We start from the raw sequence: 11,603 nt of genomic DNA on the forward strand, positions 1-11,603 counted from the left end.
GAGCCCCCGCCTTCCTTTGCAAGGCGGGGGCTTGTTGCTGCGCAAGAATGTACGAGTGCTCCAGCAATTGTTCAGCCCGTCCGTCCAGCACACGCTCGACCTGATCGGCATCTTCGTCTTCGCCATCTCCGGCGCCCTGCTGGCGGTCCGCAAGAACTTCGACGTCTTCGGCATCGCCGTCCTCGCCGAGGTCACCGCCCTGGGCGGCGGGCTGTTCCGGGACGTCATCATCGGCGCCGTACCGCCGGCCGCCTTCACAGACCTGGGGTACTTCCTGACCCCGCTGCTCGCCGCGCTGCTGGTGATCTTCCTCCACCCGCATGTGGAGCGCATCCAGACCGGTGTGAACGTCTTCGACGCGGCGGGCCTCGGACTGTTCTGCGTCGCCGGGACGGCGAAGGCGTACGACTACGGCCTCAATCTCACCGCGTCCGCCACCCTCGGCCTCGCGACCGCCGTCGGCGGCGGTGTGCTGCGGGACGTCCTCGCCAACGAGGTGCCCTCACTGCTGCGCTGGGACCGCGACCTGTACGCGGTCCCGGCGATCGTCGGCGCCACGATGACCGTCCTGTGCATCCACTACGACGCCCTGACCCCGCTCACCGGCACCCTCGCCGCCGTCACGGCCTTCGTGCTGCGGCTGCTGGCGATGCGCTTCCACTGGCGAGCTCCGCGTGCCTGGAACCGACGGTCGACGGTGCGAGAGGAGTAGTCCCGCCGGAGCCCGGCGCCGTACGGGTCCCGGGCGACCCCATCACCTCGGTCAGCCAGCGGAACGCCGGAACCACCTGCGGCTTCCACAGCGCCATGGTGTGACCGCCCGCGCTGCTCGGGATGAACACCACGTTCACGGTCGTCGGCGCCTTCGCGATCCGCCGGAGCGCCAGGGCCGCCTCGTACCCGTCCTTCGGCTGACCGGAGAGGTAGAGCGCGACGCGCGGCGGCACCCGGGACTCCTTGAGGAGCACGTACGGGTTGTTCGCGGCCCGCAGGGCGGGCGACTTGCCCGCCAGCGACTGGGGCACGCCGATCGGGTCGTTGTAGCCGGACAGGCTCACCGCGGCCCGGTAGCGGTCCGGATGGGCGACCGCCAGCTTCGCCGCGCAGTGCGCGCCCGCCGAGTACCCGGCCACCGCCCAGCCGTCCGGCGCCGCCTGCGCCCGGAAGTTGTCCATGACCATCTTCGGCACGTCGACGCTCAGCCAGCTGTCGGCGTTCACCTTGCCCGGGATGTTCGCGCAGCCGGTGTCCTTGCCCGGCAGCAGCGTGGTGCGCGGCGAGACGATGATGAACGGCTCGATCTGGCCGCTGCGCATCAGCGGGGCCAGCTGCTCGGGCGCGTCCATCGTCCCGTACCAGGCCTTCGACGAGCCCGGATAGCCCGGCAGTACCTCGACGACCGGGAACCTGTGATCGCGGTAGGCGGGGTCACGGTACTGCGGCGGCAGCCAGACGTTGACCTCGGCGTGCACCCCGGAGACCCGGCCCTTGAGCTGCGTGACGAGCACACCGCCCTCCGAGCGCATGCCCGGTCCCTTGCCCGGTTTGAAGACCTGCCGCACCTTGGGCAGCTTCTCCAGCGCTATCCCGCCCGTGCCGCTCGCCCCGAGGTCGGCGGCCTCGTGCACATGGTCGCTGGTGCCGAGCAGGTCGCCCCAGTTGTCGTACAGCTGGTTGGAGTTGTTGACCATCGTGAAGACCAGGGCGACCGCGGTGCCCTGCGCGAACAGCAGCATCAGCACCCGGCCGGCGGCCCGTACGGCCTTGGGACCGCGCACCCGCGACCAGAGGACCAGCGGCAGCGCGACGGCGACGACGCACAGCGCGATCAGCGTGTAGAGGAACGGGGTCCCGGTGAGGCTCATGTCCTCATAGAGGGGGAGATGGGGCTCCGGGTTTCGGACGCGGGAGGACACTTACCGAAAAGTTGCTCACATCCAGCCTGCAGCCAGAGTAGAAAAGCTACCGCTTAGTAGTTTGCTGTTGTACCGTTCATCCATGCCAGAAGCAGCCTCCGCCCCGACGGCCCCCGCCGCCCCGCGGGCCACGATCGGCGACAGCGAGTTCGACCGCGACACCGCCCTCACCCCGCGCGAGCCCGGCGTCTACGACATCGACCTCTCCGCCGGCTGGACCATCATCAGCGCCGTCAACGGCGGCTATCTGCTGGCGGTGCTCGGCCGCGCCCTCGCGGACGCCCTTCCGCACGGCGACCCGTTCACGATCTCCGCGCACTACCTGACGGCGTCCCAGCCCGGCCCCGCGGTGGTCCGCACGGACGTGGTGCGCACGGGGCGGACCCTGTCGACCGGCCAGGCCTCGCTCCTCCAGTACGACGAGCAGGGCCGCGAGGTCGAGCGGATCCGCGTCCTCGCCTCGTACGGCGACCTCGACGCGCTCCCCGACGACGTCCGTACGACGGCCAAGCCGCCGGCGTTCCCGCCCATGGAGCACTGCTTCGGCCCCGAGGACGGCCCTGCCCCCGTCGACGGCAGCTCGGCCATCACCGACCGCCTGATGCTCAAGCTCGACCCGTCCACCCTGGGCTGGGCGCTCGGGCAGCCCTCGGGCAAGGGCGAGATGCGGGCCTGGTTCGGCCTGGCGGACGGCCGCGACGCCGATCCGCTCTCGCTGCTGCTGGCGGTCGACGCCCTGCCGCCGACCGCCTTCGAGATCGGCATCTCCGGCTGGGTCCCGACAGTCGAACTCACCGTCCACATACGCTGCCGCCCGGCCCCGGGCCCGCTGCGGGTGTCGATCACGACCCGCAACCTCGCGGGCGGGTTCCTCGAGGAGGACGCGGAGGTCTGGGACAGCGCGGACCGTTTGGTGGCGCAGTCGAGGCAGCTGGCGCGGGTGCGGTTGAGCTGACCCGGGGAGGGCCTGGGATCGTGGCGGGGTGAAGTCCGACCGCCTCCTGTCGATCCTCCTGCTCCTCCAGACCCGCGGCCGAGTGACCGCCCCGGAACTCGCCGAGCGGCTGGAGGTGTCGGTCCGCACCATCTACCGGGACGTGGAAGCCCTGTCGGCATCCGGTGTCCCGGTCTACGCCGAGCGCGGGCGGCACGGTGGGATCGAGCTGCTCGCCGGGTTCCGTACGGACGTCACCGGTCTGACCGCCGACGAGTCCCGCGCCCTGTTCATCCTGGCCGCACAGGGCGCGCACGCCGCCCTCGGCCTGGACATGGCGCTCGGCTCGGCGCTGCGCAAGGTGATGGCCGCCCTTCCGGCGCCGCACCGCCCCGCCGCCGAGGTGACCTCCCGCCGCATCCTCGTCGACGCCACGCGCTGGAAGGGCGGCCCCCAACCCGCCGTCGACCTCGACGTGTTGCAGGACGCGGTCTTCGCCGACCGGCGCCTCGGGCTGCGCTACCGGCACAGCGGCGAGCAGGAACCGCGGACGTACACCGTCGACCCGTACGGCCTGGTCTCGAAGGCCGGCGTCTGGTACCTGGTCGCCGACCGGCGGGGCAGACCGCGGCTCTTCCGCGCGGACCGGGTGCGGTCGGCACGGGTTCTGGACGAGGTGGTGCGGCGCCGGCCGGGCGTCGAACTCGCCGACGTCTGGGAGGTGTTGCGCAGACAGGTGGAGGAGCGGCCGGGCGGCATCGACGTGACGGTGCGCGTACGGCGCGACCGTCTCGACCTGTTCCTGCGGCTCATGGCGTCGTCGCTGGTCTCGCTGCCCGAGGGCGTGGACGAGGGTGTGGGCGGGGACGGCTGGGTCACCGTGCGTCTCTCGCTGGGAGTTGTCGGCGAGGCGCGTCAACTCCTGCAGTTCTCGGACCGGGTGGAGGTCGTCTCGCCGTCCGAGGTACGGGACGAACTGGCGCGCGCGGCCGCTTCTGTCACGGCCTTGTACCAGCGAGTAGGGTGAGGAGTCGAGGAAAACCGCAGGTCAGCGGGCTGACTTGAGAGGTGCTTTGCCCGGCGCACAGGCCGTGGACAGCCGGGCCTCAAGGAAGCCCTAAGCGGCGTTGGTTGAGTGCCCGCCCCAGGACTTCCTCATCTTCCATGGAGCTGTTTCTCATGAAGCGTGCGCGTCTCCTCCCCGCCGTTGCCCTGCTGGCCCTCTCGCCCCTGGCCCTGGCGGCCTGCGGATCCGGCGACTCGTCGTCGACCTCGAACAGCGGCAACTCCGGCCAACAGTCGTCGTCCTGCCAGCAGCCTTCGGGCGCGCCCAGCGGGGCGCCCAGTGGCGCGCCGAGCACGGCCCCTTCGGGTATGCCGAGCGGGGCGCCTTCGGGTATGCCGAGCGGTGCGCCCAGCGGTGCGCCGTCCGGTGGTCCGGGGGGTGGTGGCCAGGGCGGCCAGGGTGGTCAGGGCGCCCCCGGCGGGGGGCAGGGCGGCGGCTGTGGCGGTCCGGGCGGTGGCCAGGGCGGCGGGGCGGCGCCGAGTGGTGCGCCGAGCGCGGCGGCCACGGCGACCAAGAGCTGACGCGGGCCGCGGGGCGCGGGACGACAGCGATCGGCAGAGGTACGGCAGAGATACGGCAGGGGCGGCACTCCCGGTGAACGGGGGTGCCGCCCCTGCCTTGCCTTGCCCTGCCCTGTCGTGGGCCTCAATCCAGCCAGTGTTCCCGGCCGATGCTGATCAACCGCATCTGGCGGGTGGCGACCTGGGCGACGCGTCGCCGTTCCTCCTCCGGCGCCTCCAGGGCGTCCAGGAACAGCGAGGCCGTCATCAGCATCTGGTCGACGTAGAGATGGGCGAGCATGAGGAGGTCGTCGTCGTTCCAGCCTTCGGAGACCGGGTCCTTGGCCAGCGCGGCCTTGACCTCCTCGGCGAAACGGGCCAGCTGGCCCTGGATGGCCTGCCGCACCGACTGCACCCCGCCGTGCCGCTCACGGGCGATGAAGCGGACGTGGGCCGGGTGCGTCTCGACGTGGTGGGCGATCAACCCGACGGCCCGCTCTATGCGCTGGTCGCTGTCGCCGGCCGAGGAGACGGTCGTACGGATCATGGGGTGGAGGCTGCCCAGCGCCTCCTCGACCAGGGCGACGCCGAGGTCGGCGGTGGAACGGAAGTGCCGGTAGAAGGCGGTCGGCGCGACGCCGACGGCGCGCGTGACCTCGCGCAGGCCCAGGCTGCTCAGGCTCTGCTCCTCCAACAGCCCCAACGCCGCGTCCAGGAGCGCCTGCCGGGTCTTCTGCTTCTGGGCCTGCCGGATGCCGAGGGTGTGACTCATACCATGCAGTTAACAACTGTTCTCTGGAATTGAAAAGCCGTGGGGCGCGCTAGACTTGGAAGTCAGTGAACAACTGTAACTACAACTGTTCACCAAGACGTAACGAGTGAGATCCACGAGAGGGATCTCAGAGGGGGATCCGATCCCATGTTGTTCCTCGTCGCCGCGCTCCTGCTGCTGGGTGTGCTGCTGGGCACCGTGGCCCACGCACCGCTCGCCTTCACCGCCGTGGCCGCCGCCGTCATCGCCGTCTGGCTGGGCGTCTTCGCCGCCCGCGAGCGCCGCGCCCGCCGCAACTGACCCCGCCACCACAACCGCACCGACTTCTCAGGAGCTGACACCCATGCAACTCACCGCCCCGGCCACCGGCCGCCCCGCCACCCGCACACGCACCCGCGACGCCGACGGCATGGCCGTAGCGTCCTTCATCCTCGGCCTCCTGGGCCTCCTCGTCTTCAACCTCTTCCTCGGCCCGACCGCCATCGTCCTGGCCGCGGTGTCCCTGTGGCGCGGCACCCAGCGCAAGGGCCGCGCCTACCTGGGCATGGGCCTCGGCATCGCAGACCTGCTGGTCCTGCTCGCGTTCGTACAGATGGACAACACGCTGTCCTGGAGCTTCTAGAGGCCCTCGTACCCCCGTGGGCAGACGTTCCGCAGGGCGGAACGGGTGGGCACGGCCTGCAGCGCCGGGTGCCACGCCACCGACGTCAAGGTCAACGCGGGCAAGGCGCACCGGCTCAAGCCCAGCGCAACGGCCCCGTAGAATCGTCGCCACCATGGCTTACCTCGACCACGCCGCGACGACCCCCATGCTTCCGGAGGCGGCAGAGGCGCTGACCGCCCAGCTGAGCGTCACCGGCAACGCCTCCTCCCTCCACGCATCCGGACGTCGCGCGAGGCGCACCGTCGAGGAGGCCCGCGAGACCCTCGCGGAAGCGCTCGGCGCCCGCCCCAGCGAGGTCGTCTTCACCTCCGGCGGCACCGAGGCCGACAACCTCGCGGTCAAGGGCCTGTACTGGGCCCGCCGCGACGCCGACCCGGCACGGCCCCGCACCCGCGTCCTGGCCAGCCCCGTCGAGCATCACGCCGTCCTCGACGCCGTCCACTGGCTCGGCGAGCACGAGGGCGCGAACGTCGAGTACCTCCCCGTCGACTCCCACGGACGGGTCCACCCGGAGGCCCTGCGCGAGGCCATCGCCCGCAACCCCGACGACGTCGCCCTGGCCACCGTGATGTGGGCCAACAACGAGATCGGCACCGTCATGCCGGTCCGTGAACTGGCCGACGTGGCAAGGGAGTTCGACGTCCCCCTGCACGCCGACGCGGTCCAGGCCTTCGGTCAGGTCCCGGTCGACTTCGCCGCCTCCGGTCTCGCCGCGATGACGGTCTCCGGCCACAAGATCGGCGGCCCCTACGGCATCGGCGCCCTGCTCCTCGGCCGCGACCAGACCCCCGTCCCCGTCCTGCACGGCGGCGGCCAGGAACGGCACGTGCGCTCCGGCACCCTCGACGTCCCCGCCGTCACCTCCTTCGCCGTCGCCGGCCGCCTCGCCGCCGAGCAGCGCGAGTGGTTCGCCTCCGAGATCGGCGCCCTGCGCGACGCCCTGGTCGAAGCGGTCCGTACGGCCGTCCCGGACGCGATCCTCGGTGGCGACCCGGCACCCGGCGGCCGCCTCCCGGCCAACGCGCACTTCACCTTCCCGGGCTGCGAGGGCGACTCCCTGCTGCTGCTCCTCGACGCCCAGGGCATCGAGTGCTCCACCGGCTCCGCCTGCACCGCCGGCGTCGCCCAGCCCAGCCACGTCCTCCTGGCCACCGGCACCGACCCGGACCTGGCCCGCGGCACCCTGCGCTTCTCCCTCGGCCACACCTCGACGGAGGCCGACGTCGAGGCGGTCGCCAAGGCGATCGGCCCGGCCGTGGAGCGCGCACGAGCCGCCGGACTGACGTAGCGCGCTAGGCAGGTGTCGCCGTACGCGCCGCCTCCCGCACCAGCTTCATGTACCGGTCCCAGTCCCAGTGCTCGCCGGGGTCCGTGTGGTCCGTCCCCGGCACCTCCACGTGCCCGATGATGTGCTCGCGGTCGACGGGGATGTCGTAGCGCGCGCATATTCGGGCGGTCAGCCGCGCCGAGGCCGCGTACATCTCGTCCGTCAGATCCTGCGGCCGGTCCACGAAGCCCTCGTGCTCGATGCCGACACTGCGCTCGTTGTAGTCGCGGTTGCCCGCGTGGTACGCCACGTCCAGCTCGCGGATCATCTGTGTGACGTGGCCGTCCTTGCGGACGATGTAGTGCGCGGCCGCGCCGTGCTCCGGGTCCTGGAACACCTTCACCGCGCTGTCGAAGCTGCCCTGGGTGACATGGATGATCACCATGTCGATGCCGTAGTCGTCCGGCCGGTCGGCCATCCGCCAGTTCGCGTCCGACGCCGCCACCCAGCGCGCCCCGGCGTAGTCGACCTCGCCTTCCTTGCGCGGCTTCTCCACGCCGGGCACCCGCCACCACAGCCGCGCGAGTTCGTCGCGGGCCAGCACGGCCGAGCCCGCCGCTGCCACCGTCCCGCCGATCAGCAACGCGCGGCGCCCGACCTTCCGGTCGCCGTCCTTCGGAGCCTTCCGCTGTCCCATGTGATCGTCAACGGATACTCGCGGGCCCTGGTTCCCGCGACCCGTACCCTGGAAGGGTTATGACTGACACCGCGCAGCCCACCCGCCCCCTCCGCGTCCTCGCCGCCATGTCCGGCGGGGTCGACTCCGCCGTCGCCGCCGCCCGCGCGGCCGAAGCGGGCCACGACGTCACCGGCGTCCACCTCGCGCTCTCCGCGAACCCCCAATCCTTCCGCACGGGCGCGCGGGGCTGTTGCACCATCGAGGACTCCCGCGACGCCCGCCGCGCCGCCGACGTCATCGGCATCCCGTTCTACGTCTGGGACCTCGCCGACCGCTTCCGCGAGGACGTCGTCGAGGACTTCGTCGCCGAGTACGAGGCCGGCCGCACCCCGAACCCCTGCCTGCGCTGCAACGAGAAGATCAAGTTCGCGGCCCTGCTGGACAAGGCGCTGGCACTCGGCTTCGACGCCGTCTGCACCGGCCACTACGCGCAGGTCGTCCAGCGCGAGGACGGCACCCGCGAGCTGCACCGCGCCTCCGACATGGCCAAGGACCAGTCGTACGTCCTCGGCGTCCTGGACGACAGGCAGCTGGCGCACGCCATGTTCCCGCTCGGCGACACGGTGACGACCAAGGACGAGATCCGTGCCGAGGCCGAGCGCCGGGGCCTCGCGGTCGCCAAGAAGCCCGACTCGCACGACATCTGCTTCATCGCCGACGGCGACACCCAGGGCTTCCTCGCGAACCGCCTCGGCAAGGCGGAGGGCGACATCGTCGACGAGTCCGGCGCCAAGCTGGGCACGCACGAGGGCGCGTACGGCTTCACCATCGGCCAGCGCAAGGGCCTGCGCATCGGCACCCCGGCCGCCGACGGCAAGCCGCGCTACGTCCTGGACATCTCGCCGGTGAACAACACGGTGACGGTCGGCCCGGCGTCCGCCCTGGACGTCAGCGCCCTCACCGCGATCAAGCCCCGCTGGTGCGGCGCCGCCCCGACCGGCCCCGGCACCTACACCGCCCAGCTGCGCGCCCACGGCGGCGAGACCGAGGTGACCGCCGAGGTGGTCGACGGCTCCCTGGAGGTCTCCTTCACCGAGCCGGTCCGCGGCGTCGCCCCCGGCCAGGCGATCGTCCTGTACGACGGCACGCGCGTGGTGGGCTCGGCGACGATCGCGTCCACGGTGCGGGCGACGCCGACGGCCGTCTGAGACGGCGGCCCGACCGCCGACAGGGCGGGTCCGGTCACTTCGCGAAGAACTCCGTCAGCACCGGTGCGAGCACGCCCGGCTCCACCATGTGGGTCTGCCCCTCAAGGCTGCGATACGACCCGTCCGGTACCGACTGCGCCACCGCGCGTGCCGCCTCGTGCATCCACGCGGGGCTGGCGCTGCCCGCTACGGACAGCACCGGAGCGGTGATCGACGCGAGCAGGTCCCGGGGCACCAGGCCGTCGCCCATGACGGCGTTGTCGTAGGCCAGGCTCGGCGCGATCGTCTCCATCCCGGCCCACATGGGGGACTGTCGGGCGCCCTGGATCATCTGCTCGGCCATCCCGGTCAGCCGCAGGAACAGCTCGACGGCATCCCCGCGGCGGCCCTCGTCCAGTGCCTCGGTCAGCCGCTCGGTGTACTCGGCCCGCTCGCGCGCACCGCCCTCGTACACGGCGAACGGCACCTCGTAGACGGCGGCCTGACGCACCGGCAGTCCGCTCGCCGCCGCCCGGAGCACCAGCGCGCCGCCCGAGGAGATGCCGTACAGCGCGGCCTCGCCGCCCACCGTGTCGATCAGCGCGGCGAGGTCCTCGACCTCGCGCTCCACCGCGTACGGCGACGCCGCACCGCTCGCGCCGCGCCCGCGCCGGTCGTACACGACGACCCTGAAGTGCTCCGAGAGGGGCACGGCCAGTGGCGCCACCGTGCCCCCGGTGGACATCGCCCCACTGACGAGGATCACCGCCGGGCCGTCACCGCTGGTCTCGTACGCGATGGAGGTGCCGTCGGCCGAATTGGTGTTCTTGTCCATGCCAGTGGAGATTGCCGTACGGGGCGGAACTAATCGCTCACGACACTTCGACTTCGTAGAAGCAGAGATGGTCCTTGATCTCGGACACGTCCGGCTTCGGGTCCGGGTACGACCAGACGAGGTCCGCCGTGTCCGGCAGCGACCAGTAGGAGGCCGTTCCCTTGAACGGGCAGTAGGTGTGCGTGTCGGAGGGTGTCAGCAGGTCCAGGCGTACGTCCTCGGCCGGGATGTAGTAGCGCGGGGGACAGCCCGTCTCCCGCAGGACGAGGGGCCGGTCGCTCTCCGCGAGGACCTGGTCGCCGTGAACGACCCGTACGCGTCGCGTGCCCTGCTCGATCGTGATCGTGTGTCCATCAGCCATGTACGGAAAGCACTCGCGGACGCCGGGTTCTTCCCGCGTACGGTGGCTCCATGCGAATCTGCGTCTTCCTCTCCGCCGCCGACCTCGACGACCGCTACACACGCCCCGCGCGCGAGTTCGCGAAACTGCTGGGCAAGGGCGGGCACACGCTCGTGTGGGGCGGCTCCGACGTGGGTCTGATGAAGGTCGTGGCCGACGGCGTGCAGGAGGCGGGCGGGCGTCTTGTCGGGGTCTCCGTGGAGTTCCTGGCCGCCAAGGTGCGTCCCGGCGTCGACGAGATGGTGATCGCCAAGGACCTGGCCGAGCGCAAGAAGCTGCTCCTGGAGAAGGCCGACGCGGTGGTGATCATGGTCGGCGGCACCGGGACCCTGGACGAGGCGACGGAGATCCTGGAGCTGAAGAAGCACGGCCACACCGACAAGCCGGTGGTCCTGCTCAACACCGCGGGCTTCTACGACGGTCTGAAGGAACAGTTCCGCCGCATGGAGGACGAGGGCTTCCTGCCCCGTCCGCTGAGCGAGCTGGTGTTCTTCGCGGAGGAGCCGGTGGGGGCGCTGGCGTACCTGGAGGAGAGCCGGGGAGTGGAGTGAGCGGGCACTGATGCGAGCATGGCGGGCATGGCTACACATGTGATCACCGGAGCGGGCTCCGGCATCGGCGCGGCCGTCGCCCGCCGTCTGCACGCGCGCGGGGACGATCTCGTCCTGCACGCGCGCGACGCGGGCCGTGCGAAGGAGCTGGCCGCGCGGTTCCCCGGAGCGAAGACGCTGGTCGGCGACCTGGCGGACCCGGACAAGCTGTCGTGGGCCTTCTCCCACCAGTCGCTGCCCGACCGTGTGGACTCCCTGCTCCACATCGCGGGAGTGGTCGACCTCGGCCCGGTCGGCGACCTGACCCCGAAGTCCTGGCGCCACCAGCTGAACGTCAACCTGATCTCGCCGGCCGAGCTGACCCGCCACTTCCTGCCCCAGCTGCGAGCCGCCCGAGGTCACGTGCTCTTCGTCAACTCGGGCGCCGGCCTCAACGCGCATGCCGACTGGTCCGCGTACGCCGCGTCGAAGCACGGCCTGAAGGCCCTCGCGGACTCCCTCCGCCACGAGGAGCACGCCAACGGCGTCCGGGTCACCACCGTCTACCCCGGCCGCACCGCGAGCCCCATGCAGGCCAAGGTCCACCAGCAGGAAGGCAAGGAGTACGACCCCTCCAAGTGGATCGACCCCGAGTCCGTGGCCACGACCATCCTCATGGCCCTGGACCTCCCGAGAGACGCAGAGGTAAACGACCTGACGGTACGCCCAGGCAGCTAACCGCCCTTTCCTCGCCCCCGCCGCCCCTACCCATCCCGTCCCCAGGGGCTCCGCCCCTTCGACCCCGGGGGGTCGTTCTTCGGGTGCGGGTGTGTGGGGGCTGGTCGCGCAGTTC

Annotated in this window: 15 protein-coding genes; 10 read left to right on the forward strand and 5 right to left on the reverse strand. The window is 71.5% G+C overall.

The window, feature by feature from the left end:
* The first annotated feature begins 55 nt into the window (after positions 1–55).
* Positions 56–712, forward strand: coding sequence for a trimeric intracellular cation channel family protein (locus L0P92_RS21935; RefSeq protein ID WP_234764518.1), 657 nt, complete (start codon positions 56–58; stop codon positions 710–712).
* On the opposite strand, the gene L0P92_RS21940 is transcribed toward L0P92_RS21935, so the two are convergent.
* On the reverse strand, positions 621–1,865 hold the full coding sequence (locus tag L0P92_RS21940; protein WP_234764519.1) for an alpha/beta hydrolase: 1,245 nt from the start codon (positions 1,863–1,865) through the stop codon (positions 621–623). The two genes, L0P92_RS21935 and L0P92_RS21940, sit on opposite strands and share 92 nt — an antisense overlap.
* 133 nt (positions 1,866–1,998) lie before the next feature.
* Between L0P92_RS21940 and L0P92_RS21945 the strand changes: the two genes are divergently transcribed.
* The 3 genes from L0P92_RS21945 (at position 1,999) to L0P92_RS21955 (ending at position 4,437) form a co-directional block, all read left to right on the forward strand.
* On the forward strand, positions 1,999–2,871 hold the full coding sequence (locus L0P92_RS21945) for a thioesterase family protein (protein ID WP_234764520.1): 873 nt from the start codon (positions 1,999–2,001) through the stop codon (positions 2,869–2,871).
* A 28-nt stretch (positions 2,872–2,899) separates the two neighbouring features.
* Positions 2,900–3,877 (forward strand): helix-turn-helix transcriptional regulator, encoded by a 978-nt coding sequence (locus tag L0P92_RS21950; RefSeq protein ID WP_234764521.1) that lies wholly within the window; start codon positions 2,900–2,902, stop codon positions 3,875–3,877.
* Between the two features lie 152 nt (positions 3,878–4,029).
* Positions 4,030–4,437: a hypothetical protein gene (locus L0P92_RS21955; protein WP_234764533.1), complete on the forward strand. Its 408-nt coding sequence runs from the start codon at positions 4,030–4,032 to the stop codon at positions 4,435–4,437.
* 124 nt (positions 4,438–4,561) lie between these two features.
* On the opposite strand, the gene L0P92_RS21960 is transcribed toward L0P92_RS21955, so the two are convergent.
* Positions 4,562–5,188: a TetR family transcriptional regulator gene (locus L0P92_RS21960; protein ID WP_234764522.1), complete on the reverse strand. Its 627-nt coding sequence runs from the start codon at positions 5,186–5,188 to the stop codon at positions 4,562–4,564.
* Between the two features lie 147 nt (positions 5,189–5,335).
* Between L0P92_RS21960 and L0P92_RS21965 the strand changes: the two genes are divergently transcribed.
* The 3 genes from L0P92_RS21965 to L0P92_RS21975 all read left to right on the forward strand — a co-directional run bounded on the left by L0P92_RS21965 (position 5,336) and on the right by L0P92_RS21975 (position 7,140).
* On the forward strand, positions 5,336–5,488 hold the full coding sequence (locus L0P92_RS21965) for a hypothetical protein (protein WP_234764523.1): 153 nt from the start codon (positions 5,336–5,338) through the stop codon (positions 5,486–5,488).
* 43 nt (positions 5,489–5,531) lie between these two features.
* A complete protein-coding gene (locus tag L0P92_RS21970; RefSeq protein ID WP_234764524.1) occupies positions 5,532–5,810 on the forward strand; it encodes a DUF4190 domain-containing protein in 279 nt (92 codons plus the stop codon).
* Positions 5,811–5,964: 154 nt separating this feature from the next.
* Positions 5,965–7,140: a cysteine desulfurase family protein gene (locus tag L0P92_RS21975; RefSeq protein WP_234764525.1), complete on the forward strand. Its 1,176-nt coding sequence runs from the start codon at positions 5,965–5,967 to the stop codon at positions 7,138–7,140.
* A gap of 4 nt (positions 7,141–7,144) precedes the next feature.
* Here L0P92_RS21975 and L0P92_RS21980 read toward each other — a convergent pair whose 3' ends face one another.
* Positions 7,145–7,816, reverse strand: coding sequence for an N-acetylmuramoyl-L-alanine amidase (locus L0P92_RS21980; protein WP_234764526.1), 672 nt, complete (start codon positions 7,814–7,816; stop codon positions 7,145–7,147).
* Between the two features lie 59 nt (positions 7,817–7,875).
* Between L0P92_RS21980 and mnmA the strand changes: the two genes are divergently transcribed.
* Positions 7,876–9,006 carry a tRNA 2-thiouridine(34) synthase MnmA gene (gene mnmA, locus L0P92_RS21985; RefSeq protein WP_234764527.1) on the forward strand — a complete coding sequence of 377 codons (1,131 nt, stop codon included), beginning with the start codon at positions 7,876–7,878 and terminating at the stop codon, positions 9,004–9,006.
* Between the two features lie 34 nt (positions 9,007–9,040).
* Here mnmA and L0P92_RS21990 read toward each other — a convergent pair whose 3' ends face one another.
* On the reverse strand, positions 9,041–9,820 hold the full coding sequence (locus L0P92_RS21990; protein ID WP_234764528.1) for an alpha/beta fold hydrolase: 780 nt from the start codon (positions 9,818–9,820) through the stop codon (positions 9,041–9,043).
* Positions 9,821–9,857: 37 nt separating this feature from the next.
* Positions 9,858–10,181: a DUF427 domain-containing protein gene (locus L0P92_RS21995; protein WP_234764529.1), complete on the reverse strand. Its 324-nt coding sequence runs from the start codon at positions 10,179–10,181 to the stop codon at positions 9,858–9,860.
* A gap of 50 nt (positions 10,182–10,231) precedes the next feature.
* On the opposite strand from L0P92_RS21995, the gene L0P92_RS22000 reads away from it, so the two are divergent.
* Both L0P92_RS22000 and L0P92_RS22005 read left to right on the forward strand, forming a co-directional pair.
* Entirely contained in the window at positions 10,232–10,771 is a 540-nt protein-coding gene (locus L0P92_RS22000) for an LOG family protein (RefSeq protein WP_234764530.1), read from the forward strand.
* Between the two features lie 18 nt (positions 10,772–10,789).
* A complete protein-coding gene (locus L0P92_RS22005) occupies positions 10,790–11,488 on the forward strand; it encodes an SDR family oxidoreductase (protein ID WP_234764531.1) in 699 nt (232 codons plus the stop codon).
* Positions 11,489–11,603 lie beyond the last annotated feature (115 nt).

Origin of the sequence: Streptomyces muensis (genome assembly GCF_021474425.1) — a bacterium.
In the GTDB taxonomy this organism is placed as follows: domain Bacteria; phylum Actinomycetota; class Actinomycetes; order Streptomycetales; family Streptomycetaceae; genus Streptomyces; species Streptomyces muensis.